The organism is Pseudomonas sivasensis, from assembly GCF_013778505.1.
GTDB lineage: Bacteria > Pseudomonadota > Gammaproteobacteria > Pseudomonadales > Pseudomonadaceae > Aquipseudomonas > Aquipseudomonas sivasensis.
Genome location: NZ_JAAOWU010000003.1, coordinates 180,614 through 204,386, shown reverse-complemented (window position 1 = coordinate 204,386; position 23,773 = coordinate 180,614). Strand labels below are relative to the sequence as shown.

The window sequence follows — 23,773 nt, the reverse complement described above, 5'->3', positions numbered from 1 at the left end:
TCTTTTATAGGACATGGATGTGATGGATTACCGTGATTTTGTTCGCCCAAAGTTTGTAGATCTGCTCCAGGCCCTGGGGCTTGAGTGTGAGTTCAAACGCGCACTGGGCAGTCAATTGTTCTACCGCAACCGCAAGGGTGACGAGGTCACCGTGACGGATTTTCTCGGTGGCTATGGCGCGGCGTTGTTTGGTCACAACGACCCGCAGTTTGTCGAACAGCTCTGCACACTGTTGCGCAATGACGTGCCCTTTAACGCCCAGATGTCGATCCGCGGCACGGCCGGAGCCCTAGCGCGCGCGTTGAGCGAAGCCTTCAATCGCGAGCTGAAGAACAACGAACAATACATTTCGACCTTTTCCAACAGTGGTGCCGAAGCGGTCGAAATTGCCGTCAAGCATGCCGAGTTTCGTCGTCAGAAAAACCTGCAACGCCAGTTCGACGAACTCGACTTCACCCTGGCCCAATTGACCTCCAGCGACCGCGCCTACCGCGAAGTGGATGTCGCTGACCTCGACTTGCCGGCAGGCCTGCTGCCCGCGCACCTGAACACGGCCACGGTGCGCCAGGTGGTTGAAGCGGTGCGCCAGCACAACCTCGCCGAATTGCATGTCGAGCCGGTCTTTGTCGCTTTGCGCGGCAGTTTTCACGGCAAGCTGGTCAACACTGTGCAACTGACGTACGGCCGCCAGTATCGCCAGCCGTTCGCGCGGTTCGGCCTGAACGTGGAGTTCATTGACCCCCAGCAACCCCATCAACTCCAGGAGCTGCCCGCGCGCCACACCCGACATTGGCTGAGCCTGCAATGGAGCGGGGATCAACTGCTGGTCAAGCGCGATGCGTTCAGCGCGATCACCGCCGTACTGATGGAGCCGATCCAGGGCGAAGGCGGCATCATCGAATTCTCGACTGATTTTTACCGGGCGTTGCGTCGCCTGTGTAACGAGCAGCAGTGCCCGTTGATTATCGACGAGGTGCAGTCGGGCTTCGGACGAACCGGCACCTTCCTGGCCAGCAGTCATTTCAATCTGCAAGGCGATTACTACTGCCTGTCCAAAGCGCTGGGCGGTGGCCTGATGAAGATCGCGGCCACCGTGATTCGCAGTAGCCACTATGAAAAAGACTTCAGCTATATCCACAGCTCGACCTTCGCCGAAGACGATGCCTCCTGCCACATCGCCCTCTCGGCGCTCAATCGTCTGTTTGCCGATGACCAAGCGATGCTCAAGGACGTGCACACCAAGGGCGAATACCTAAAGGCCTCACTGCTTGAGCTCAAGGCGGCCTACCCGGGGGTGATCGCCGATGTGCGGGGCCGCGGCCTGTTGCTGGGCTTTGAGCTGCATGACCAAAGCACCAACAGCTCGCTGGTGCAGGCTTCAGCCCAGTACAACGATGCCTTGGGTTACCTGATTGCCGGCTACCTGTTGCAGTTTGAAGCCCTGCGCGTGGCGCCTTCGGGCAGCAACTCCAATGTGATCCGCCTGGAGCCGCCCGCCTGCATCACATTCGCCGAGATCGACGGGCTGATCAAAGCCCTGCAAAAGGTCTGCGACATGCTGCAACGCGGAGATGCGTTCCCGTTGGCCGCTACCATTTGCAATGACCTGATCCCGGCGGTCGCGCCGCGCGACACCGGCTTCCAGGTCAACGCCCTGCCCAACGCCCCGCAGGACACCCCCATCGTCGCCCGCGTGGCCTTTATCAATCACTTGATCGATGCCGACATCCTCGGTGATGTCGATCCCTCACTCGGCCAACTGAGCACCGAACAAAAATGTGTGTTCATGCAACGCACCGCACCGGAACGCCGGGCGGCCCCCGTGGGCCCGGTGGTGATCCGCTCGAAGCTGGGCATGGCCGTGGAGTTCACGTTGTACCCACTGTGCATGGACTCCAACGCCATGGCGGACTACATCATCAGCGGCGATCTCGACGTGATTCGCAAAGAAGTCGGCAATCGCATCCTGGACGCACGCGCCGATGGCTACCGCGTTGCCGGGTTGGGGATGTACACCTCCATCGTGACCAACAACTGCCAGGCCCTGAAAATTCCGGACATGGCGCTGACGTCCGGTAACGCCTTGACCATCGGCATGGGCCTTGAGGCCATCGAGCAAGGCTGCAAACAACAGGGACTTGAGTTGCACGCACAAACGGCAGCCGTGGTAGGCGCGGCCGGTAACGTGGCGTCGACCTATGCGTCGCTGCTGTCAGCCGCTGTCGACCACGTGATCCTGATTGGCAGCGGCCGCGATGGCTCGCTGCGCCGTCTGGAAAAAACCGCCCATCTGATTTACGCCGACGCGGCCCGCTCGATTCTCAAGGGCACGGCCAGCGACGACTTGCTGGCGCAGCGCCTACTCGACATCGACGGCATTCACGCGCTGCTAAAGGACTTCGGCAGCAGCTCGCAGTTGGGCCTGCAGGTCTCGCGCCTGGTGCAAGAACGCCTGGGGGCCAACGCCTTCATTACCGTCACCGATGACCTGCAAGCACTCAAACGCGCACGCATCGTGCTGTGTGCGGCAAACGCAGCGCAGCCGTTTCTCGACGCTGGGCATTTCGCCGAACACAGCGTGATCTGCGACATCGCCGTGCCGCTGAACGTTGACCAAGCGATCGGCACCCAGCGCAGCGACGTGCTGTACATGCACGGTGGCATTGTCCAGACGCCGTTCGACGACGGGCTCGCGCCGAATGTGCGGGCCTACCTGAAACAGGGCCAGTTGTATGCCTGCATGGCCGAGTCGGTGCTGATGGGGCTTGCGGGAATTACCCAGCATTACTCCTACGGCGACATCAGCCGCGAACAAGTGCAGCAGATTCGTGCGTTGGCGGCGATCCATGGCTTTGGCCTGGCGCAGTTCAAGACTCACAACTCACTCTAAGGAACGGCCATGACCACTAAAACAGCGGTAGTCACCGGAGGCAGTCGCGGCATCGGCAAAGCGGTTGTCCTGGCACTGGCCGAGGCCGGCTACCGGGTTGCATTCAACTACGTGCGCGACGAAGCGGCGGCCCTGGCGGTGCGCGATGAAGTCGAAAAGATGGGCGGCGAATGCCTTACCGCGCAGTGCGACATCAGCGACGCCCACAGCATCAAGGCGTTTTTCGAACAGGTTGAACAACACTTCGAACGCATCGACCTGCTGGTCAACAACGCCGGGATTACTCGGGATGGTTTGCTGGCAACGCTCTCGGTCGAGGCCATCAGTGAGGTGATCCAGACCAACTTGATCGGCACACTGCTCTGCTGCCAACAGGTGGTGCCCGGCATGATGCGCCAGCGTCAAGGCTGCATCATCAACCTGAGTTCGGTGGCGGCGCAAAAGCCTGGCAAAGGCCAAAGCAGCTACGCCGCCGCCAAGGGAGGTGTGGAGGCGCTGACACGTGCCCTGGCGGTCGAGTTGGCGCCGCGCAATATCCGCGTCAACGCGGTGGCGCCGGGGATCGTCAGCACCGACATGACCGCCGCCTTGCTCGAAACCCACGAGCAGGAGGTCCAGTCGCGTCTGCTGATCAAGCGCTTTGCCGTGCCAGGGGATATCGCCGAGGCCGTGCTGTACCTGGCCGACCGCGCCACCTATGTGACCGGCGAAGTGTTGTCGGTCAATGGCGGGTTGAAAATGCCATGAACGCATCTCGAACTTTTTTGATTTCCGGTGCCGCCAACGGCATTGGCCGCGCAGTCGCGGAACACTTCGCCACCGACGAAGCCCATCGCCTGATCCTGGTGGACCGTGACTTGGCCCAGCTACAAAGCTGGGTCGGCAACGGGGCATTTGCCGCAAGCATCGAAACCCATGGCGTCGATATCGCCGACCTTGCGAGCGTGCAAGCGTTATTCAACGACCTGTCGGTGCGCCTCGGTTACATCGATGTCCTGGTCAACAGCGCCGGCGTCTGCAACGAGAACGAACCGGAGGACTTGGACAACTGGCACAAGGTGATTTCGGTCAATCTGAACGGCACCTTTTATGTCACTTCGCTGTGCCTGCCACTGCTGGCGGACCGAGGGCGAATCATCAATTTGTCGTCGATCCTGGGCCGCATCGGCAAGGTCCGCAACACCGCTTACTGCGCCTCCAAGCACGGCATTATCGGCATGACAAAAGCACTGGCGCTGGACCTGGCACCGCGCCGGATTACCGTGAACGCGATTTTGCCAGCCTGGATTGATACGCCAATGCTTCAAGGCGAATTGGCGACTCAAGCCAGTATTGCCGGAATCAGTCAGGAGCAGATCCTGCGCAATGCCAAGAAAAAGCTGCCGTTGCGCCGTTTTATGCAGGCTGATGAAGTCGCCGCCATGGTGCGTTACCTGGTCAGCCCGGAGGCCTCCGGCGTCACGGCCCAGAGCCTGATGATCGACGGCGGCGCCGGGTTGGGGATGTAGCCATGAACACAGCATTGCTCACACGCAGCCTGTTGCTTGGCCTGATATCGCTGGCGCCACGCCTGGCGGGTGCGGACCTGCTGCCGACCCATGCCGACGCGGAAGTGGGATTGGCCAGTGCCCTGCGCTTGCACGGGGATGATCCGGTCACGCAGAAGGCGGTGTATTTCAAGGCCAACCTGGAAGACAACTGGGACAGCGGCTACTACAAGGCCAAGGGCCGGGTACGCTACGACGCGCGCTATGACGGGCATAACCCTTATAGCCAGGAGGCACGGGATGACTACCGTTTCAGTGCCGACTGGCGGCATCTGTATTGGGGCCATTACCTGGGTGACGGTGAGGTCACCGTGGGTTGGCAGCAAGTCGTCTGGGGCCGCGCCGATGAGTTGCGGGTGCTGGACCAGGTCAACCCTATCGATTACCGCGAAGGCGTGACGGCCTTGCTTGAAGACAGCCGCATCGCGGTGCCAATGGTGCGTTTGACCCAACCCGTGGGCGAGTGGGAAGTAGAAGCCTTGTGGATAACCGACTTCCTGAAAAACCAGGCGCCGGCCCAAGGCAGCGAATTCGACGCTCCGTTGTTCGCAGTACCGGACCCGAACCTTTTCCTGGTCGGTTCAAAGCCGGACTACAGCGGGCAAAAGGGGTTCTCCTATGGCATGAGCGCCAACGGCAGGATCGGTTCGGTGGACGCCAGCTTTGTCGCCCTCAACGCCCGCCAGCAAGACCCGGTGTATGCCGTCGAAGGTATCGCTGACGATCAGCGCGTGGTTCTGGAGCGCCAGTTCCCCCGCTACAGCATGGGCGGTGCCGGCCTGGCGATCGACGCCGGCCACAGCATCGTGGTGCGCAGTGAGGTGGCCTACTTCGACCGCTGGCACGTCACCAATCCGTACCGTAACCACGGCAGCAGCCAGAGCCCGATGGTCAAGTCCTTGCTGGGCGTGGACTACCTGCTGCGCAACTGGCTGATCTCCGTGCAATGGCAGGAGCAGCAATTGCTCGACTGGCAGCAGGGCATGGTGCAGGACAAACGCGAGCTGCTGTTCACGCTGTCCGCCGAAGGCACCCACCTGCGTGACCGCCTCAAATCCCGCCTGGTACTGGCGATGTCCCCTCCCGCCAAGGACGACGCCTTGCTGCAAGGCATCTTCACGTACACCCCCGTGGACTGGCTGAAGCTGGGGCTGGAGGTGGATGTGTTTTTTGGCAAAGAAGACCGCACGTTTGGCCAATACAGCCAGCGCGACCAACTGCGTGTGTCGGCGGGTTATCTGTTCTGAGCCCCGTTCCGACCTCAATAAAAAAACCACTTCAAGAAAAGGAAATTTCTATGTTGCCGCCCCTCAAGGTCCTGACCGCCAGCCTCCTGATGCTCACCAGCATGGGGGCACTGGCCGCCCCGAACGCCGACGAAATCATTCGTCAGGCCCGTGACCGCAATGACGGCAAGAGCTTCATGTCGCAGGTTTCGCTGATCCTGCTGGACAAGCAAGGCAACAGCCGGGTGCGCGAGTTCAGCTACCTGCAAAAGGATTACCCGGACAGTGACAAGTTCACCATGTACTTCTCGGCCCCCAACGATGTCCGCAACGTCGCCTTTCACATCGAAAACCCCCACGAAGCCCTGAGTGCCGAGGACAGCCAATGGATGTACCTGCCGGTCAGCCGGCAAACCCGCCGGATCTCGACCACCGACAAGCGTGGCGCATTCATGGGCAGTGATTACTCCTACGCGGATTTGGACAAGATCCGGGCCGATGACTACAGCCAGACACTGGTAGGCGAAGAGACCATCAACGGGCGTGAATGCTACGTCATCGAGCGCACGCCGGTGTCTGCGCAGATCCTGGCCAAAACCGGCTACAACCAACTCAAGGTCTGGATCGACAAGCAGAACAGGCTGGTCATGCGTCAGGATTTCTTCGACGTCAAAGGCGTGATGTTCAAGCAGATGCGGACGCTGAAAGTCGAGACAGTCGATCAAATCGACAGCATCACCCTCAGCGAAACCGAAGACTTCATCGCCGGCACGCGCTCCCAACTGAAGTTCAACCAGTTGCAGTACAACGTCGAACTGGACGACTGGCTGTTCAACCAGACCGCGATCAAACGCGGCCTCAAAACTGGCGACCTGCCTGAATTTGCCGTCTCCGCTCGCTGAATACTGCGCCTGCCTTTCGTGGAACCGATTGAACTATGGAACGATACCTGAACTTCGTTGAGCGCTATGCGCGCACGATTGTATTTGTGCTGGTGGCGATCACGGCCTACTTCACCTATGCCCTCGGCTCGCTGATGTCGGACACCAATCCCTATTTGCTCAAGGAAAGCCATCCAGCGCGAAAAACCATTATTGAACTGCAACACGAGTTCACCGGCACCTATGACTCGGTCATGGTGGCCCAGAGTAATGCGCACAGTGTGTTTAACACTCAGTCGCTCAACGCCCAGTTCGAAATCTCCCAGGCCCTTCGCCGGCTGATGCTGGCCAATGCCGACGATGAGGTCGAGTTGCGCCGCATTGTCGGCAAACACGAAAGCGACAGTCGCGCCCAACTGTTGGCCAGCGATATCCTCGGCGATGGGTTCAGCCAGAACGATTACGCCCAAGCCAAGGCCCTGCGCGATCACGCCCGCAGCCAGGGCTGGGAGGAGCGCGATCAGCAGTTTCTAGCCTTCCTGGCAGAACGGATCAATCCGATCCAGGAAATGGCCTCGATGGCGGACCTGGAAAACATCAGCCTGAGCGCCGACGGCGAACTGTGGATTCACAAGACACTGCACGCCTTGGACATGGACCCGCAACTCGTCGAAGCCCAGATCATGGGCAATGAGCAAATGGTCGGTGGAGTGGTTTCCCCTGACAGGAAAGTCGCGGTGGTGGTGGCCGAGTTAGGCACCAAGCAAGACGATGCTCAGGCGCAACTGCGGGCTTACCAACAGGTTCGCCAGATCGTCGCTGACTACCAGAGCAAACATCCGCAGTTCACCGATGAAGTGTTCATCGCCGGAACCCCGATCTTCATCGCCGCCCAACAAGAGATCATCGATCACGACCTGGCGCTGCTGTTTCCGATCGTGTTCCTGCTCGTGACCTCCATGCTGGTGTTCTTTTTCCGCAAGCCCTTGGGCGTGTTCCTGCCGCTGTTCAATATCCTCTTCTGCACGATCTGGACGCTGGGGCTGATGGCATTGTTGAAGGTGCCCATCGACCTGCTTACCAGTGTGCTGCCGGTATTTTTGTTCACGATCTGCTGTGCCGACGCGATACACGTGATGGCTGAGTACTATGAGCAACTCAATGCGGGCAAGACGTACCGCGAGGCCAACCGCGAGACTATGCGCCGCATGGTGGTCCCGGTCGTGTTGACCACCGTGACCACCATCGCCACGTTCATGATCTCCACCACCAACAACATCGTCAGCATCCGCAATTTCGGGGTATTCATGTCCATCGGGCTGACGGCCGCGCTGATCATCTCGCTGCTGTTGATTCCGGCGTGGATTTCCATCTGGGGTAAAGACCAGCCGTTGCGTAAAACCGTACACAAAGAGTCGATTATCTCGCGCTACCTGGTGGCTTTTTGTGCCCGCCTGATCCGCTGGCGAAAACCGGTGCTGTTGGTCAGCTTGCCGATGTTGGCGCTGATGACGGTGTTTACCTTCATGGTCGATATCGAAGACTCGGGCATCGCTTACTTCAAGAAAGACAGCCCGGTGCGTGTTTCCGATGAGTTCATCAACCGCTCACGGATCGCGGGCACTTCCCCTGGCTGGATTGCGTTCGATACCAAGACTCCGCGTGGCGCGCTGACCACTGAGACCGTGCAGTTCCTCGACAAACTCGACCACTTTCTCAAGTCCCAGCCCAACGTCAGCTATACCTATTCGGTGGCGGCCTACGTCAAGCGCATGAACCTTGTGCTCAATGACATGAACCCCGAATATCTGCGAGTACCGCAGGCCGTGGAGCAGGTGACGTCAGTCAACGATGAGGGGCAGGCGGAAACCTTTGAAGTCGACGGAAACTCGCTGATCGAGCAACACATCATGATGTTCGAGAACGGCGGCGGCTCAGACTTGCAGAACGTGCTCAATGCCGACTAATCCAAGGCCTTGACGCTCTACACCATGACCTCTTCGGTGGCCAGCGACTACAAAGACATGCTTGATCGCCTGGACGCCTGGCTGTTGGTGAACAAGCCGGCCAACCTGCAGGTGACCCATGCCGGTACGCCGAAAATCTGGACCGGCATCCTGGCGGAGATCACCCAGGGCCAAGTCCTGAGCTTCTCGCTCGCGCTGCTGGTGGTCACGCTGATGATGATGTTCTGGTTGAAATCCGTCCGGCTGGGGATTCTGGGCATGCTGACGCTGCTGACCACCTCGGTGACGGTGTACGGCTTTATGTACCTGCTGAACATTGAGCTGAACATTGGCACGACACTGGTAACGTTCCTTGTAGTGGGCGTGGTGGATTACGCGGTGCACCTGCTGTCGCGTATCAAGTTGCTGGTCCAGGAAGGTATCCACGTGGACGAGGCGATTTTGACGGCGATGCACAGTGTCGGGCGTTCGACGGTGGTCAACGTGGTGATTTTCTCCGTAGGTTTCCTGGCCCTGCTGTTTTCCGCCTACAAGCCGGTCATTGACTTGGGCACGCTGGTCGCGCTGGCTCTGTTCTCCAGCGGTGTGATGACCATTTTGTTAGTAACGCTGATATCTCCGTGGTTCTTCGCAGCCATTGTGCCCGAGCAACGGGGAGATGAACGCGAACACCCAGAACGCCAGGGCGCTTTGGGATAGACGCTGAAGAGGACGACGCCGGCCATATCCATTGAGCACCCACGGATTGCCGGCGTTTGCGAAGCGCACACACCGCTTCATGAGATTGTGCAGCACGTTCGTTCAGGCCGTTTTGGACAGATGTTCAAACTGGCATTGGTACTGGGCGTCCTTGAGGCTGCTTTCGAACTGTTCAAGGCCGTCGTAGATGCTTTGCAACCCTTCGATCTGAGTCTTCAGTTCCAGCTTTTTATCCGCAATGGCCTGGTTGGCCAAATCCCACGGCAGCTCCTGGCCGCGGTGATCCTGAAGGATCGCCTGCATTTCCTTGAGTTTGAAGCCAAGCTGCTGCGCGCATTTGATGAACGTCAGCAGTTCAACGCTTTGCTGGCTATAGACCCGGTACTTACCTTCGCGCGCAGGCGGTGGCAGCAAACCAATGTCTTCATAGTGGCGGATGGTCTTGACTGTCGTGCCCGACAGCTGGGCTGCTTTGCCGATATACATGTAAAAGTCCTTTTTTATGGCACAGACGGGGGGTGCGCACTTTGGCGCGCCGCATCTTCACACATGTGTGCGGCGTCTGAAACCCGACAGTGTCAAAAGGCTATGCAGTGGCAGAGATGAAGCAGGCATCGCCTGTTGCAAGGCGATGCTGTACAGCGGTGTGTCAACGAGCAGCGATCTCCTGAGCTTGCTTGAGCCACGCTTGTCGCTGGGAATCGCCGGAACCGAGGATCGGCCCGAACGTGAGGGTCTTCAACGGTTTGATGCCGCAGAACTCCAACGTGGTCTTGCGCATCTGGTGCAGCCCCGGCATGCGATAGAACCATTTGTAGTACCACGGCGGGGTATCCATCGTGACCAGCAGGTGAGCGGTGCGCCCCTTCAAGAGCTTGTCGGGAAAGGCTTTGCCTTCGCGGTACTTGAAGGCGAAACCGGGAAGGAATATCCGATCGAAAAAGCCTTTCATCAAGGCCGGAATCCCTCCCCACCAGATGGGATACACAAACGCCAGGTGCTCAGCCCATGTGATATCGGCCTGCGCCTTGAGCAGATCAGGCTCCAAGAGCTGAACCTGCTTGTAGCCATCGTGCAGCACGGGATCGAAGCGCAGCGCATCCAGCCGTAACAGACGCACTTCATGCCCCGCACGTGTAGCCGCCTCCACATAAGTGTCGGTCAGTGCTCCACAGAAACTGTCGGTTGAGGGATGCCCCAAAATCACCAGAACTCGCTTACTCATCATCACTTCATCCTGAAAGTTGAGCGTTCAGAATAGGGTGTGCCCGTAACGGGAGAGTCAACAGGGAGGTTTGCCAAATGCTGGTATAGCCGGGTGCATTGCGCACCGGCAGGTAAGCTCCAAATCGCAGGCAAAAAAAAACCCGGAAATCCTCACTTACGTGGGCCTTCCGGATTTTCTAAACCGCCAAAAATGGTGGGTCGTGTGGGATTCGAACCTACGACCAATTGGTTAAAAGCCAACTGCTCTACCAACTGAGCTAACGACCCGCTGTGTGGTGGCGCGTATAATACTGATTTCTAAGGATTATTCAACACCTTATTTGAAATAAATCAGAAATAACGCGTTGGGTCCGTAATTCCGGCCATTTTGAAGCCCTCTGCACGCAGCCGGCAGCTGTCACATTTCCCACAGGCACTACCGCCTTCGTCTGCCTGATAGCAGGAAACAGTCAGCGCGTAATCGACGCCAAGTCCTACGCCAGCCTTCACGATATCGGCCTTACTCATGTTTTGCAGCGGCGCCTGAATACGAAACCCCTGCCCTTCTACGCCGGCCTTGGTGGCCAGGTTGGCCATGCGCTCAAAGGATTCGACGAACTCCGGACGGCAGTCCGGGTAACCGGAATAATCCAGCGCATTGACGCCGATAAAGATGTCGCGGGCGTTAAGCACTTCGGCCCAGCCAAGGGCCAGGGACAGGAACACTGTGTTGCGTGCCGGTACGTAAGTGACCGGGATGCCTTCCGAGGGTTCTTCTGGCAGGTCGATGGTGTTGTCGGTCAACGCCGAACCACCCATGCCGCCTAGATTCAGGCCAACCACCTTGTGCTCGATCACACCGAGGTCGCGGGCGACACGCGCAGCCGCGTTCAACTCGGCGCGGTGACGCTGGCCATAATCGAAGCTCATGGTGTAACAGCTATAGCCTTGCGCTCGCACCATGGCCACCAATGTGGCGGAGTCGAGACCACCGGATAGCAGAATGACTGCGCGCTTTTGATCAGTCATCTCAGCGCCCCGGCTCGTCGTTCCACAGGTATTTATGCAGCTGCAATTGCAGGCGTACGGGCAAGTTATCGGCAACCACCCAGTCGGCCAGATCGCGTGCGTTCAGGTCATGGTGGCTGGGGGAGAACAGCACTTCACCGGCACGGCGTTCGAGGCCGTACTGGATTAACTTGGAGTTAGCCCAGTCGTAATCCTCACGAGAACAGATGACAAACTTGACCTGATCGTTGGGCGTCAGCAGTTCGATGTTCTCGTAAAGGTTGCGGTGCGCTTCCTTGGAGCCTGGGGTTTTGAGGTCTAGCACTCGGCTCACACGCGGGTCTACCGCGGAGATATCCAAAGCACCGCTGGTTTCCAGGGAGACTTCGTAACCGGCATCACACAACTGCTTGAGCAAAGGAATGGCGTTGGGCTGGGCCAGGGGCTCGCCGCCTGTCACACAGACGTAACGCGGCCGGTAGCCAGCAACCTGCTCCAGAATGTCTTCAAGGGTTCGAACGGTGCCGCCACTGAAGGCATAGGCGCTGTCACAGTATTGGCAACGTAACGGGCAGCCGGTCAGGCGCACAAATACTGTGGGCAGGCCGGCGGTGCGCGTTTCACCCTGTAACGAGTAAAAAACTTCGGTGATGCGTAATGTGTCTTGCATAGTCGCCACGGGCGTAACAGCTAAACAGGCTGTCCGCCTCCGTCAGGCACTTCAAGGAACCCCGCCAACGCGTAGGCCCCAGGAAGCGGGTGTCATAAAAGGGCGTGGATTCTAACGAAAAAACCCGCGCCAGGCGCGGGTTTCTTCTAAACGGGCAGCATCGCTTACAAGCGTTGCAGATCCCGTTGAGCCAACTGTGCAGCAGAAGTGCCCGGATATTGGGCAACGACCTGCTGCAGAATGCCTTTGACCTTGTCGGTATGACCCAGGCGGCGCTCTACGTCAGCGAGTTTGTACAGCGAATCCGGCACCTTGGCGTGCTTGGGGTACAGCTGGCTGACCTTGGCAAATGCCTGGCCCGCCCCCTGCAAATCACCCTTTGCCAGGTTCACCTCGCCCAACCAGTACTGGGCGTTGCCCGCGTACTGGCTGTTTGGGTATTTGCGCAGGAAGGCGGTAAACGCCTGGCTGGCCTTATCGAAATCCTTGGCTTTGATCAGGTCGAAGGCTGCATCGTAATACAGCTTTTCCTTCGCAGGATCACCCGGTTCACTGCTGGCGGCAGGGGCTTGGCTCGCGGCCGCGGCCCCTACTGCTGCACCACCGGCAGCGGCGCTTGGCGCGCCACCGGCAGAAGAATTATCAGGAGTAGCGGCAGGTGTAACGCCGGCTCCTATGCGTCGATCAAGATCCTGGTAACGCTCCAGGCCTTCTTGCTTCAGCTGACGCACTTCATTCTGCAGAACTTCAATGGTGCCTTGTTGCTGCGCCAATTGATCCTGCATGCGTTGCAGCTGGTTGAACAGTTCGCCCTGTGCCGAAGGGGCGGACGTAGCCGCCCCCCCAGCATAGGCGCCGTTCGTGCCATAACCTGCTGGCGGATAGCTGCTCCCGCTATTGTTATAGCCAGAGTTGCTATCTTCCACAGGAACCGCAGCCCACACCGCAAGCGGTGCGAAGCTGAGAGCCAATACAGTTAGAGCACGACGGCACGTTCGCATGACGAATTACTTACGCAGTTCGACGCGACGGTTTTGAGCCCAGGACTGCTCGTCGTGGCCAGTAGCAACTGGACGCTCTTTACCGTAGGAAACCAGTTCCAGTTGGCCTGGAGCAACACCTTGCAGTACCAGGTAGCGCTGAACGGCTTTCGCACGACGCTCGCCCAGTGCCATGTTGTACTCACGAGTACCACGTTCGTCGGTGTTACCTTCCAGAACAACGCGAGCGCCGTTAGCTTTCAGGTCCTTCGCGTGAACGTCCAGAGCGCGCATGGCTTCTGGTTTCAGGTCCGAACTGTCGTATTCGAAGTAGAAAGTGGTGATAGCGCGCAGAGCAGCTTCTTCGCTCAGGGAGCCGTCAACTGCACCAGTGTTAGCGCCGTAACCAGCGTTTGGATCAACAGCTGCGCCTTCACCGGCATTGTCGCCGCCTTTAGACGAGCAACCAACGGCTACGGACAGAGCCAGAGCCAGAGCAGCAAACTTACCAAACTTCAGCATTTCCATCGTGAAACTCCTAATGAACCCCAGTGTGTTAAGTACTTCTTTTTGTAGCGCCGCGTCAGTTCAGGTAAGGGGACCAGGACGGTTCTCTGACTTCGCCTTGAGCGGTAGGAAGCGGGAGCCTCACGCGTCCATTAATGGACACGAGCATCAAGACTCCCCGGCCCTGCTGGCGGGTGGCGTAGATTACCATGGTGCCGTTGGGCGCAACAGTAGCTGACTCATCAAGGTTGGTATCTGTGAGGATTTTTACGGTTCCACGCTGCAAATCCTGGGCCGCAACCCGGAAATTAGTGAAGCCATCCTGACGGTGAATCATCACCAACGTCTTTTCATCAGCCGAAAGCTTAGGGTTAGCGTTGTAGTTACCAATAAAGGTCACTCGTTCCGCGCCGCCACCACTAATGCTCGATTTGTAGATTTGTGGCTTGCCGCCCCGGTCAGAGGTGAAATAGATGGTCGAACCATCCTTGCCCCAGAACGGTTCAGTATTGATACCCGGGCCACTGGTAACACGATTGATCTGGCGCGAAGCCATGTTCATCACGTAGATATCCGGGTTGCCGTCTTTAGACAGCACGAATGCCAGGCGCGAACCATCCGGCGACCAGGCTGGCGCACCGTTGAGGCCTTCGAAGTTGGTGATCTGCTCACGACGACCAGTATCGATGTGCTGGACGAAAATGCGCGGACGCTTCTGTTCGAACGACACGTAGGCAATGCGCTTGCCGTCCGGCGCAAAGCGCGGCGACAGGATAGGCTCACGCGATTGCAGCAACGTCACGGCACGTGCGCCGTCGTAGTCCGAGCGCTGCAGAGTGTAGCGAGTGTTATCTACAGAGAAACGCTCAGCCGTTACGTAAAGCAGGCGTGTCGAGAACGCCCCTTTGATACCGGTGAGTTTTTCAAACGACTGGTCCGAGATGTAGTGGGCCATGTCCCGCAGTTGTTCGGTGGTGCCCGAAACGCTGCCGGTCAGGACCTGTTGCTCGGTGGCCACGTTGAACAAGGTGTATTGGATTTGCAGGCGACCGCCGGCCGGCACGATGTTGCCGACCATCAGGTACTGGGCGCCAACGGCTTTCCAGTCACGGAACACGACTTCGCTGGCCTGGTTCGGCTGGCTGATCATGTTGCCTTTCGGAATCGGCGCGTAGTAACCGGAGTTGCGCAGGTCGTCGCTGACGATCTGGGCCATGTCGTCCGGCAGCACACTGCCGCCCTGCCAACCGAACGGTACAACAGCGATCGGGGTGGCCCGGTCGCTACCGCTGGTTACCAGGATGTTCTTTTCATCCGCCGCCGCTATCCCTGCCATACAGCAAATAACGACAAGCATTCCTCGAAGAAGGTTTCTCACAAGGCTAGATCCTCAGGTGTGAATGTCATCTTGAATGAACGATAGGGAGCGAAGTCGCTTGGTTTCATTCCCTGCATCTCGGTCAACCGGCCAATGTTCTTGACTGCGGCAACCGCCGAACTGTCGAACGAACCATCACCACTGGACTTGGCCACGCTGACCGAAGTCACCGTACCGTCCGGCAACATGCCGATCTGCAGCACTACTGTCATGCCTTTGCGCGCCGAAGGTGGACGTGTCCAGCCTTCTGCTGCCCGTGCCCGAATCAGGTCGTCGAAACTGCCCGCGACTTCATCACCACGCTCATCGGCCAAGGCTTGCTGACGCTGCGGCGTGTCGGAGAGCAAATCTGCCAAGGCCTGGGCCTTTTTCTCTTCGGCGGATTTACGCGCTGCTTCCTGGGCCTTTTTCTTGGTGGCGTCGGCGGCAGCTTTCTTCTTCGCGTCGTCGGCGATCTTCTTCTTCGCCTCGTCTGCTTCAGCTTTTTTCTTGGCGTCTTCGGCGGCTTTCTTCTTCGCGTCTTCGACTATCTTTTTCTTGGCCTCTTCAGCGGCCTTTTTCTTGGCCTCTTCTTCGGCAGCTTTTTTCGCTTCTTCTTCAGATTTCTTCTTGGCTATATCAGCCAATTGTTTCTCTTCAGCCTTTTTAGCTTCGGCAGCTTTCTCGGACTTCTTGGCTTCATCAGCCTTTTTCGCCTCGTCGGCCTTCTTCGCTTCGTCAGCCTTTTTCGATTCCTCGGCCTTTTGAGCCGCCTCTTCTTTCTTTTGTTCCGCAGCAGCCTTCACCGCTTCCTGCTCGACCTTCTTCTGTTCCATCTGTTCGACTTCAGTCTGGCGCGCAGCCGACTTCTGGGCCTCACCCGCAATCTTCTGATTGGTCTGGGTGGTGGCCTGACTTTTCGATTTCAGCTGATACAGGGTCGCCTGCACGATCGGCTTGGCTGGCGGCAAGTCCGGGGTCATGGCAAAGCTGACGAACAACATGCCAAACACCAGGACGTGCAGGGCAATTGCCCAGACGCTAGGCCAGAAGTAGCTTTCCGAGGCGGACGGCTCTCGCTGTTGCTGCATCAGGGCGCCTCGGTAATCAAGCCAACGTTACCGACGCCGGCCTTCTGCAGCCCACCCATGGCGCCCATGACGGAGCCGTAGTCGACCGACTTGTCGCCGCGAATGAAGACCTGGGTGTGCTTGCCGCCTTCGTTGCCGGAGCGAATGATCTTGGTCACAGCATCAGTCATCGCCGGCAGGGTCAGAGCCTTGTCCTGCTGCTTCTGGGTGTCGACTTCGCTGCCAAGGTTCCAGTAATAGGTCTTGTCAGCCTTGATCGAGATGGTCAAGACCTGGGTATTGTTGTCCTGAGGCAAGGCTTCGCTGGAAACCTTGGGCAGATCAACCTTCACACCCTGGTTGAGCATCGGCGCGGTCACCATGAAGATCACCAGCAGCACCAGCATCACGTCGATGTAAGGCACTACGTTCATCTCGGCGACCGGCTTGCGCTTGGTTCGAGCTCGAGTGATTAAAGCCATCGGGGAGTACCTGCTTATTCTTCGCTGGTGTGCACTTTACGGTGCAGGATCGCCTGGAATTCATCGGCGAAGGTGTAGTAACGGCCAATCAGGTTCTCGCCGCGCGCGGCAAAACGGTTGTAGGCGATAACAGCGGGGATAGCGGCGAACAGGCCGATCGCGGTAGCGATCAGAGCTTCGGCGATACCTGGGGCCACTGTGGCCAGGGTAGCTTGCTGGGCCTGGGCCAGGCCTCGGAAGGAGTTCATGATCCCCCACACGGTACCGAACAGGCCGATGTACGGGCTGACGGAACCAACGGTGGCGAGAAACGGCAGGCTCTGCTCCAGCTTCTCTTCTTCACGGGAGATGGCGACGCGCATGGCACGAGCCACACCTTCCATCACTGCTTCCGGATCAACACCCGGCTGCTGACGCAGACGCGAGAATTCCTTGAAGCCCGCACGGAAGATTTGCTCCACACCCGAATCCGGGTCCGGGTTGCTGCCGGCCTGGCGGTAGAGCTTGGACAGGTCGATACCCGACCAGAAGCGCTCTTCAAAGCTCTCCAGGGCACGTCGACCGGCACGCAGCAGGTTGCTGCGCTGAAAAATCATGACCCAAGAGGTAACCGATGCGGCTACCAGGATCAGCATCACCAGTTGAACCACAACACTGGCATTGCTGACCAGGCTCCACATGGAGGAATGGTCGACGACGGTAGGTTCCACGCTAAATCTCCTGCTTTGATTGTTTACCCGCGCCGCTCACGGCGGCAAAGGCCGCACGTAGAGTTTCGGGAATGGCCCGAGGTTTCAAACTGTTGGTGCGTACACACGCCACCAGGAACTGCCCCTCACAGAGCAGCGTTGCATCCGTTGCCCGCCTGACCTGCTGCTTGAAACGCAGGCTGGCACGGTTCAATTCGATTACTTCAGCGCTAACCAGAAGCTCGTCGTCCAGTCGCGCCGGCGCGTGGTAACGCGCCTCGCTGGAGTGCACGACGAATAACAGGTCCTCCCCTGCCAGCTGGGATTGGGCAAAGCCCAGCTCCCGTAGCCGCTCGGTTCGAGCCCGCTCCATGAACTTGAGGTAATTGACGTAATAAACGATGCCGCCGGCATCGGTGTCCTCGTAATAAACGCGACAGCGATGTGCGAACGACTGATCCCCGTTTTGCGCGCGCATACTCTAGTGCTTACTCCTGAGGTTGCCAATCCGGCTGGGCAACTGTTTTTTCATTCTTTGAAACATTTGCAGTGACTGAATGACGACGCCAGACACTGGGACAGCACAAACATCGAATAAATCGACTCCCATGAAGCTTTTAATCGTCCACTGCATCGAGGAATTCGTCTACCACGGGCATCTCACCCAATCGTGACGGAATGTTTAACCCAAAGTGCAGATAAGCGTGACGCGTCACCACCCGCCCCCTTGGCGTACGCATGATGTAGCCCTGCTGGATCAGGTACGGCTCAAGAACATCCTCAATGGTATGCCGCTCTTCACTGATGGCCGCAGCCAGGCTGTCAACGCCCACCGGGCCGCCGTCGAATTTCTCGATCATGGTCAAGAGTAGACGTCGATCCTGGTGATCGAAACCATGCTCGTCCACGTCCAGCAAGTTCAGCGCCAGGTCAGCCACTGCCTTGGTGATATGCCCCTTGGCCCGCACTTCAGCAAAATCGCGCACACGACGCAGCAATCGGTTGGCGATCCGTGGCGTGCCACGTGCACGACGCGCAATCTCAAACGCGCCTTCCGGGTCCAGGGGCAAGCCAAGGATGCTCGCCGAACGGCTGACGATGGTCGCCAGATCCGCCGTGCTATAGAACTCAAGACGTTGAACAATGCCGAAACGGTCTCGCAATGGGTTGGTGAGCATGCCCGCACGAGTCGTCGCCCCCACCAGGGTGAACGGTGGCAGGTCGAGCTTGATCGAGCGCGCCGCCGGACCTTCGCCGATCATGATGTCGAGCTGAAAGTCCTCCATCGCCGGGTACAGCACTTCCTCAACGATGGGCGACAACCGGTGAATCTCGTCGATAAACAGTACGTCGTGAGGTTCAAGGTTGGTGAGCAGCGCCGCAAGATCACCCGGACGCTCCAACACCGGGCCGGAGGTGGATTTGATCGACACCCCCATTTCCTGCGCAATGATATTGGCCAGGGTGGTTTTACCCAGCCCCGGTGGACCGAAAATCAATGTGTGATCCAGGGATTCACTGCGCCCGCGCGCGGCCTGGATAAACAACTCCATTTGCTCACGCACGGTGGGCTGGCCGATGTAGTCGGCCAGGCTCAGGGGGCGGATGGCCCGGTCCTGAACTTCTTCACGGTCGCGCGGGCCAGTGGCCGCAATCAGACGATCAGCTTCAATCACTTAAATCATTCCCTTCAGGGCTCGGCGGATCATGTCTTCGCTGCTCAGGTTCTTGTCTTTAATCGCCGACACCGCCTTGCTTGCCTCCTGCGGCTTATAGCCCAGAGAGATAAGCGCGCTGACCGCATCGCTTTCGGCGCTCGCTACTTGGCCCGCCGGCATATCCGGTTGGTTCGGCACCAGGGCGAACATGCTCGGCACAACCTCCCAGGCCTTGAAGCGGTCTTTGAGCTCGACCAACAGGCGCTCGGCGGTTTTCTTGCCCACACCCGGCACCTTGGTCAAAGCCGAGGTGTCCTGGGCCGAAACGGCACGCACCAACTCGTCTACTTCCAGGCTCGACATCAAGGCCAGCGCCAGTTTCGGCCCTACGCCATTGAGGCGAATCAGTTCGCGAAAAAAGTCTCGGTCACGCTTGCCGATGAAACCATAGAGTAGTTGCGCGTCTTCGCGCACCACCAAATGGGTGTGCAGCGTTATCGGCTCACCGACCGACGGTAGGCGATAGAGTGTGGTCATGGGCACTTCGAGTTCATACCCCAACCCGTTTACATCCAGAATCAGATGCGGCGGCTGTTTCTCAGCCAGGGTGCCGCGCAAGCGTCCAATCACGGTTCAAATCCTTAAAGCGTGGGGGTCAGATCGAGGCCTGACCGCAAATTTCGATTGCGCTGATGCTATCAGAGACGCAGCCGCCCGCCACGACTGCGTGCTGTGCCCAACCCGTGGGGAAGCAGGCTGGAACGGGTGTGTGCATGGCAAATGGCAATAGCCAGGGCGTCAGAGGCGTCAATCTGCGGTTTTGAGGTGAGCTTGAGCATGTGCATGACCATCATCTGAACCTGCTCTTTATTAGCGGCGCCGGTGCCGACCACGGCCTGCTTGACCTGAGTAGCAGTGTATTCCGCGATTTCCAGGCTCTCTTCGGCGCCGGCGACGATGGCAGCGCCACGGGCTTGGCCGAGCTTCAACGCCGAGTCAGCGTTTTTTGCCATGAACACCTTTTCAATGCCCATGGTCACCGGCCCGTAGGTCTGGATCACTTCGCGCACGCCGCGATAAACAATCTGCAGGCGCTCGGCTAACTCGCCCGCGCCGGTGCGGATGCAGCCCGAGGCGACATAGACGCAGCCGCGCGGGGTGTGTTGCACCACACCAAAGCCGGTGATGCGCGAACCGGGGTCGATACCTAGGATTAAAGTCATAACGCCTGCAGGTTGGATAAACACATTTTTTGATACACCGTAGTTCCAATGTGGGAGGGGGCTTGCTCCCGATAGCAGTGTGTCAGTCAGCTTATGTCTAACTGGACGACCGCCATCGGGAGCAAGCCCCCTCCCACATTTGGATCTACTTCATTCCTCAGACTAGCTGTTCGGCCACGGATTCCGGGATGTCGGCGTTGGAATACACGTTTTGCACATCATCCAGGTCTTCCAGCATATCCAGCAGCTTCAGCACCTTCTGCGCGCCATCCAAATCCAACTCGGCGCTGGTGGTCGGCAGCATCACGATCTCGGCGTCGGAGCCTTTGAAGCCGGCCGCTTCCAGGGCGTTACGCACGGCGTAGAATCCGGCAAACGAGGTAAACACGTCGATGGAGCCATCTTCGTTGGTGACCACATCGTCGGCATCGGCCTCCATGGCGGCCTCCATCAGCGCATCCTCATCCACACCCGGCGCGAAGGATATCTGGCCCTTGCGCTCAAACAGGTAAGCCACCGAACCGTCGGTGCCGAGGTTGCCACCGCATTTGCTGAACGCATGGCGCACAGCTGCGGCAGTGCGGTTGCGGTTATCGGTCATGCACTCGACCATCACCGCTACGCCGCCTGGGCCATAGCCTTCGTAGGTCAGCTCAACCATGTCGTCGGTATCGGCAGCGCCGGCACCACGGGCCACAGCGCGGTCGATAATGTCGCGGCTCATGTTGGCGCCGAGCGCTTTGTCGAGTGCCAGGCGCAGACGCGGGTTGGAGCCCGGATCACCACCGCCTTGACGGGCAGCGACGGTCAGCTCGCGAATCCACTTGGTGAAAATCTTGCCTTTCTTGGCATCCTGACGCTCTTTGCGGTGCTTGATGTTCGCCCACTTGGAATGGCCAGCCATAACACAACTCCGAAATTCTCTAGAAACCTTGATCAACCCCGCCCCAGGCGGGATACAGCTCTTTAACGCAAAGGCGCATCCGAAGATGCGCCTTTTTGACTGCGTAAAACCCTATAGCGCTTTCACGCAGCAGCCTTACTCAGCCTTTGGCGTCTCGCGCAGACGGATGTGCAGTTCGCGCAGCGCCTTGGCATCCACCACACCCGGAGCCTGGGTCATGACGTCCGCAGCACTCTGGGTTTTCGGGAAGGCGATCACTTCACGGATCGACTGGGCACCGGTCATCAGCATCACCAGACGGTCGAGACCGAACGCCAGGCCACCGTGAGGCGGCGCGCCGTACTTCAGGGCGTCGAGAAGGAAGCCGAACTTCTCTTCCTGCTCCGCTTCGTTGATGCCCAACAGGCGGAATACCGCTTGTTGCATCTCTTTGCGATGGATACGGATCGAACCGCCACCCAGTTCGGTGCCGTTGAGCACCATGTCGTAGGCGCGGGACAGTGCGCCAGCCGGGTTGGCTTCCAATTCCTCAGGCGAGCACTTCGGCGCGGTGAACGGATGGTGCAAGGCGCTGAAGCTGCCGTCGTCGTTCTCTTCGAACATCGGGAAGTCGACAACCCACATCGGTGCCCACTTGCAAGTCAGCAGGTCCAGGTCGTGGCCCAGCTTGATGCGCAGCGCGCCCAAGGCTTCGCTGACGATCTTGGCTTTGTCTGCACCGAAGAACACGATGTCGCCGTCGACCGCGCCAACGCGATCCAGAATCGCGTTGAGGTTGTCCAGCGGAATGTTTTTCACGATCGGCGATTGCAGACCGTCAACACCGTTGGCGCGCTCGTTGACCTTGATGTACGCCAGGCCCTTGGCACCGTAGATGCCGACAAACTTGGTGTAGTCGTCGATCTGCTTGCGCGGCATGCTCGCGCCGCCAGGCACGCGCAGGGCCGCGATGCGGCATTTAGGATCGTTGGCCGGGCCGCTGAAAACTTTGAAATCAACTTCTTTCAGTTGGTCGGCAACGTCCACCAGTTCCAACGGGTTACGCAGGTCTGGCTTGTCGGAGCCGTAGCGGCGCATGGCTTCTTCGAAGGTCATGTGCGGGAATTCGCCGAACTCCAGATCCAGCACTTCCTTGAACAGGTTGCGGATCATCTGCTCGGTCAGGCCCATGATCTCTTTTTCATCGAGGAAACTGGTCTCGATGTCGATCTGGGTGAATTCCGGCTGGCGGTCGGCGCGCAGGTCTTCGTCGCGGAAGCACTTGGCGATCTGGTAGTAACGGTCGAAGCCGGCCACCATCAGCAGTTGCTTGAACAACTGCGGCGATTGCGGCAGAGCGAAGAACGAACCGGCGTGGGTGCGGCTAGGCACCAGGTAGTCACGCGCGCCTTCCGGGGTGGCCCGGGTAAGGATCGGCGTTTCTACGTCAAGGAAGCCGTTTTCGTCGAGGAAGCGGCGGATGCTGGTGGTCATGCGCGAACGCAGACGCAGCTTCTCGGCCATTTCCGGACGACGCAAGTCGAGGAAGCGGTAGCGCAGGCGGGTTTCTTCGCCGACGTCGGAATATTCATTCAGTGGAAACGGCGGAGTTTCCGACTCGTTCAGCACTTCCAGCTCATAACCCAGCACTTCGATCGCACCGGACGCCATGTTCGCGTTCACGGCACCGGCCGGACGCAGGCGAACCTTGCCGGTGATCTTCACGACGTATTCGCTGCGCACACGGTCAGCGGCGGCGAAGCTCTCGGCGCGGTCCGGGTCAAATACCACTTGGGCCAGACCATCACGATCACGGATATCGAGGAAGATCACCCCGCCGTGGTCGCGGCGACGGTGAACCCATCCGCAAAGGGTAATTTCCTGACCTTCCAGGGTCTCGTTCAGTTGGCCGCAATAGTGGCTGCGCATCATGGTCGTGGTTTCACTTCTCGTAATTCGAAATTCGGTGGAGGCTTGCCTCGTCACCGCACAGTTAAGCAGGGGACGGATAATGCAGTAGCCTGCGCGTGGAGTTCAACTCAGTCTGCTTTGTCGCCGCCGGCCAGATTCTTCTTCGAGCCGGTCTTGAAATCGGTCTCGTACCAGCCGCTGCCGCTCAGGCGGAAGCCTGGCATGGACAACATCTTCTTGAGCTCGGGTGCCTGGCAGGCCGGGCAATCGACCAACGGCGCGGCGCTGATCTTCTGGATGGCTTCCAACTGATGTCCACAGGAAGCACATTGATAGTCGTACATGGGCATGGCGATGTCTCGGCGATCGATCGTTACTGTGCCGCGCCCGCTCTTGGAGTAGAGCAGAGGGAGAAAGCCCCGGCAGCAGCAAAGCGCGAGATTATATCTGGTAAATCGAGGCAGCGCAGCCGGCTTTCTGCCCGGAGCCTGGTCCACTTCGACGGCGGACCGGCCCCAAAGCCGACCGATCACTCAGGGTTTGGCGAGGCAACACGGCCTTTTAATAGATGAACCACGCACACAACCCTGACCAAGCCACTGAAGTTCTTCACACCTCCATACCGCAAGTGCACTTCCCGATCGACATAGGACAGCAGCGCACTGACAGAGCAGGCATTGATCCTGGCTATTTCCGTGAGGATGTTCCAATAGATCTGCTCAAGCCGCAGACAAGTGGAAAACCCATTGAGCCGTACCGATCGGGACATTGGCTTGGCCAGCCCCATATCGAATCCCTTGGCGAAGGGGTCGACGTTTATCTTATGAAAACCACCGGTTTCCATTACTCCAATATCCACTCCACGTGACATACACCTGACACTCCATTGCCAAACAGCAGCCCACGGGTCCTCCCATTG

The 23,773-nt window shown here is 58.6% G+C and carries 23 protein-coding genes, 1 tRNA gene and 1 pseudogene; 6 read left to right on the top strand and 19 right to left on the bottom strand.

Annotation, left to right across the window (positions count from 1 at the left end; all coding sequences use genetic code 11):
- Positions 1–22 precede the first annotated feature (22 nt).
- The 6 genes and pseudogenes from G9Q84_RS07290 (at position 23) to G9Q84_RS07265 (ending at position 9,210) form a co-directional block, all read left to right on the top strand.
- A complete protein-coding gene (locus tag G9Q84_RS07290; protein WP_032890941.1) occupies positions 23–2,890 on the top strand; it encodes an aminotransferase class III-fold pyridoxal phosphate-dependent enzyme in 2,868 nt (955 codons plus the stop codon).
- Positions 2,891–2,899: 9 nt separating this feature from the next.
- A complete protein-coding gene (locus G9Q84_RS07285) occupies positions 2,900–3,637 on the top strand; it encodes a 3-oxoacyl-ACP reductase family protein (RefSeq protein ID WP_032890939.1) in 738 nt (245 codons plus the stop codon).
- A complete protein-coding gene (locus G9Q84_RS07280) occupies positions 3,634–4,398 on the top strand; it encodes an SDR family NAD(P)-dependent oxidoreductase (protein ID WP_181643064.1) in 765 nt (254 codons plus the stop codon). Before G9Q84_RS07285 ends, G9Q84_RS07280 begins: the two co-directional genes overlap by 4 nt.
- 2 nt (positions 4,399–4,400) lie before the next feature.
- Positions 4,401–5,684, top strand: a complete 1,284-nt coding sequence (locus G9Q84_RS07275; RefSeq protein WP_181643063.1) for a DUF1302 family protein — start codon at positions 4,401–4,403, stop codon at positions 5,682–5,684.
- A gap of 50 nt (positions 5,685–5,734) precedes the next feature.
- Complete coding sequence (locus G9Q84_RS07270) at positions 5,735–6,565, top strand: outer membrane lipoprotein-sorting protein (RefSeq protein ID WP_032890933.1); 831 nt, start codon at positions 5,735–5,737, stop codon at positions 6,563–6,565.
- A gap of 35 nt (positions 6,566–6,600) precedes the next feature.
- Positions 6,601–9,210: pseudogene (locus G9Q84_RS07265) on the top strand (efflux RND transporter permease subunit).
- 102 nt (positions 9,211–9,312) lie between these two features.
- On the opposite strand, the gene G9Q84_RS07260 reads toward G9Q84_RS07265, so the two are convergent.
- From G9Q84_RS07260 to G9Q84_RS07170, 19 genes are all read right to left on the bottom strand, one after another.
- On the bottom strand, positions 9,313–9,696 hold the full coding sequence (locus tag G9Q84_RS07260) for a MerR family transcriptional regulator (protein ID WP_032890929.1): 384 nt from the start codon (positions 9,694–9,696) through the stop codon (positions 9,313–9,315).
- Between the two features lie 163 nt (positions 9,697–9,859).
- Complete coding sequence (locus G9Q84_RS07255; RefSeq protein WP_032890927.1) at positions 9,860–10,438, bottom strand: NAD(P)H-dependent oxidoreductase; 579 nt, start codon at positions 10,436–10,438, stop codon at positions 9,860–9,862.
- A 190-nt stretch (positions 10,439–10,628) separates the two neighbouring features.
- Positions 10,629–10,704: transfer RNA gene (locus G9Q84_RS07250), tRNA-Lys, on the bottom strand.
- 63 nt (positions 10,705–10,767) lie between these two features.
- Positions 10,768–11,445: a 7-cyano-7-deazaguanine synthase QueC gene (queC, locus tag G9Q84_RS07245; protein WP_122756133.1), complete on the bottom strand. Its 678-nt coding sequence runs from the start codon at positions 11,443–11,445 to the stop codon at positions 10,768–10,770.
- A 1-nt stretch (position 11,446) separates the two neighbouring features.
- Positions 11,447–12,094 (bottom strand): 7-carboxy-7-deazaguanine synthase QueE, encoded by a 648-nt coding sequence (gene queE, locus G9Q84_RS07240; RefSeq protein ID WP_095185762.1) that lies wholly within the window; start codon positions 12,092–12,094, stop codon positions 11,447–11,449.
- Positions 12,095–12,258: 164 nt separating this feature from the next.
- Positions 12,259–13,095 carry a tol-pal system protein YbgF gene (gene ybgF, locus G9Q84_RS07235; RefSeq protein WP_032890921.1) on the bottom strand — a complete coding sequence of 279 codons (837 nt, stop codon included), beginning with the start codon at positions 13,093–13,095 and terminating at the stop codon, positions 12,259–12,261.
- Positions 13,096–13,101: 6 nt separating this feature from the next.
- Positions 13,102–13,602, bottom strand: coding sequence for a peptidoglycan-associated lipoprotein Pal (gene pal, locus G9Q84_RS07230; protein WP_003209827.1), 501 nt, complete (start codon positions 13,600–13,602; stop codon positions 13,102–13,104).
- A 55-nt stretch (positions 13,603–13,657) separates the two neighbouring features.
- Complete coding sequence (gene tolB, locus G9Q84_RS07225) at positions 13,658–14,938, bottom strand: Tol-Pal system beta propeller repeat protein TolB (protein ID WP_032890919.1); 1,281 nt, start codon at positions 14,936–14,938, stop codon at positions 13,658–13,660.
- A gap of 17 nt (positions 14,939–14,955) precedes the next feature.
- Positions 14,956–16,029: a cell envelope integrity protein TolA gene (gene tolA / locus G9Q84_RS07220; protein WP_032890917.1), complete on the bottom strand. Its 1,074-nt coding sequence runs from the start codon at positions 16,027–16,029 to the stop codon at positions 14,956–14,958.
- On the bottom strand, positions 16,029–16,481 hold the full coding sequence (gene tolR, locus G9Q84_RS07215; RefSeq protein ID WP_160384999.1) for a protein TolR: 453 nt from the start codon (positions 16,479–16,481) through the stop codon (positions 16,029–16,031). The genes tolA and tolR overlap by 1 nt, the downstream gene beginning before the upstream one ends.
- Positions 16,482–16,504: 23 nt before the next feature.
- Positions 16,505–17,200, bottom strand: coding sequence for a protein TolQ (gene tolQ, locus G9Q84_RS07210; RefSeq protein WP_032890916.1), 696 nt, complete (start codon positions 17,198–17,200; stop codon positions 16,505–16,507).
- Between the two features lies 1 nt (position 17,201).
- Positions 17,202–17,657: a tol-pal system-associated acyl-CoA thioesterase gene (gene ybgC, locus G9Q84_RS07205; RefSeq protein WP_032890914.1), complete on the bottom strand. Its 456-nt coding sequence runs from the start codon at positions 17,655–17,657 to the stop codon at positions 17,202–17,204.
- A gap of 139 nt (positions 17,658–17,796) precedes the next feature.
- Positions 17,797–18,855 (bottom strand): Holliday junction branch migration DNA helicase RuvB, encoded by a 1,059-nt coding sequence (gene ruvB, locus G9Q84_RS07200; RefSeq protein WP_003175801.1) that lies wholly within the window; start codon positions 18,853–18,855, stop codon positions 17,797–17,799.
- On the bottom strand, positions 18,856–19,467 hold the full coding sequence (ruvA, locus tag G9Q84_RS07195; RefSeq protein WP_003175802.1) for a Holliday junction branch migration protein RuvA: 612 nt from the start codon (positions 19,465–19,467) through the stop codon (positions 18,856–18,858).
- Positions 19,468–19,535: 68 nt separating this feature from the next.
- On the bottom strand, positions 19,536–20,060 hold the full coding sequence (ruvC, locus tag G9Q84_RS07190; protein ID WP_032890913.1) for a crossover junction endodeoxyribonuclease RuvC: 525 nt from the start codon (positions 20,058–20,060) through the stop codon (positions 19,536–19,538).
- 157 nt (positions 20,061–20,217) lie between these two features.
- Positions 20,218–20,964 (bottom strand): YebC/PmpR family DNA-binding transcriptional regulator, encoded by a 747-nt coding sequence (locus G9Q84_RS07185; RefSeq protein ID WP_122753129.1) that lies wholly within the window; start codon positions 20,962–20,964, stop codon positions 20,218–20,220.
- A 135-nt stretch (positions 20,965–21,099) separates the two neighbouring features.
- On the bottom strand, positions 21,100–22,875 hold the full coding sequence (gene aspS / locus G9Q84_RS07180) for an aspartate--tRNA ligase (RefSeq protein ID WP_032890910.1): 1,776 nt from the start codon (positions 22,873–22,875) through the stop codon (positions 21,100–21,102).
- Positions 22,876–22,982: 107 nt separating this feature from the next.
- A complete protein-coding gene (locus tag G9Q84_RS07175; RefSeq protein ID WP_010208103.1) occupies positions 22,983–23,204 on the bottom strand; it encodes an FmdB family zinc ribbon protein in 222 nt (73 codons plus the stop codon).
- 179 nt (positions 23,205–23,383) lie between these two features.
- Positions 23,384–23,725 (bottom strand): ribbon-helix-helix domain-containing protein, encoded by a 342-nt coding sequence (locus G9Q84_RS07170; RefSeq protein ID WP_095185763.1) that lies wholly within the window; start codon positions 23,723–23,725, stop codon positions 23,384–23,386.
- Positions 23,726–23,773: the final 48 nt, after the last annotated feature.

Excerpts from the sequence above, each read along its gene's own strand:
- G9Q84_RS07290 (WP_032890941.1), top strand. The coding sequence starts at position 23 with ATGGATTACCGTGATTTTGTTCGCCCAAAGTTTGTAGATCTGCTCCAG.
- G9Q84_RS07285 (WP_032890939.1), top strand. The coding sequence starts at position 2,900 with ATGACCACTAAAACAGCGGTAGTCACCGGAGGCAGTCGCGGCATCGGC.
- G9Q84_RS07280 (WP_181643064.1), top strand. The coding sequence starts at position 3,634 with ATGAACGCATCTCGAACTTTTTTGATTTCCGGTGCCGCCAACGGCATT.
- G9Q84_RS07275 (WP_181643063.1), top strand. The coding sequence starts at position 4,401 with ATGAACACAGCATTGCTCACACGCAGCCTGTTGCTTGGCCTGATATCG.
- G9Q84_RS07270 (WP_032890933.1), top strand. The coding sequence starts at position 5,735 with ATGTTGCCGCCCCTCAAGGTCCTGACCGCCAGCCTCCTGATGCTCACC.
- G9Q84_RS07260 (WP_032890929.1), bottom strand. The coding sequence starts at position 9,696 with ATGTATATCGGCAAAGCAGCCCAGCTGTCGGGCACGACAGTCAAGACC.
- G9Q84_RS07255 (WP_032890927.1), bottom strand. The coding sequence starts at position 10,438 with ATGATGAGTAAGCGAGTTCTGGTGATTTTGGGGCATCCCTCAACCGAC.
- queC (WP_122756133.1), bottom strand. The coding sequence starts at position 11,445 with ATGACTGATCAAAAGCGCGCAGTCATTCTGCTATCCGGTGGTCTCGAC.
- queE (WP_095185762.1), bottom strand. The coding sequence starts at position 12,094 with ATGCAAGACACATTACGCATCACCGAAGTTTTTTACTCGTTACAGGGT.
- ybgF (WP_032890921.1), bottom strand. The coding sequence starts at position 13,095 with ATGCGAACGTGCCGTCGTGCTCTAACTGTATTGGCTCTCAGCTTCGCA.
- pal (WP_003209827.1), bottom strand. The coding sequence starts at position 13,602 with ATGGAAATGCTGAAGTTTGGTAAGTTTGCTGCTCTGGCTCTGGCTCTG.
- tolB (WP_032890919.1), bottom strand. The coding sequence starts at position 14,938 with ATGCTTGTCGTTATTTGCTGTATGGCAGGGATAGCGGCGGCGGATGAA.
- tolA (WP_032890917.1), bottom strand. The coding sequence starts at position 16,029 with ATGCAGCAACAGCGAGAGCCGTCCGCCTCGGAAAGCTACTTCTGGCCT.
- ybgC (WP_032890914.1), bottom strand. The coding sequence starts at position 17,657 with ATGCGCGCGCAAAACGGGGATCAGTCGTTCGCACATCGCTGTCGCGTT.
- ruvC (WP_032890913.1), bottom strand. The coding sequence starts at position 20,060 with ATGACTTTAATCCTAGGTATCGACCCCGGTTCGCGCATCACCGGCTTT.
- G9Q84_RS07185 (WP_122753129.1), bottom strand. The coding sequence starts at position 20,964 with ATGGCTGGCCATTCCAAGTGGGCGAACATCAAGCACCGCAAAGAGCGT.
- aspS (WP_032890910.1), bottom strand. The coding sequence starts at position 22,875 with ATGATGCGCAGCCACTATTGCGGCCAACTGAACGAGACCCTGGAAGGT.
- G9Q84_RS07175 (WP_010208103.1), bottom strand. The coding sequence starts at position 23,204 with ATGCCCATGTACGACTATCAATGTGCTTCCTGTGGACATCAGTTGGAA.
- G9Q84_RS07170 (WP_095185763.1), bottom strand. The coding sequence starts at position 23,725 with ATGTCACGTGGAGTGGATATTGGAGTAATGGAAACCGGTGGTTTTCAT.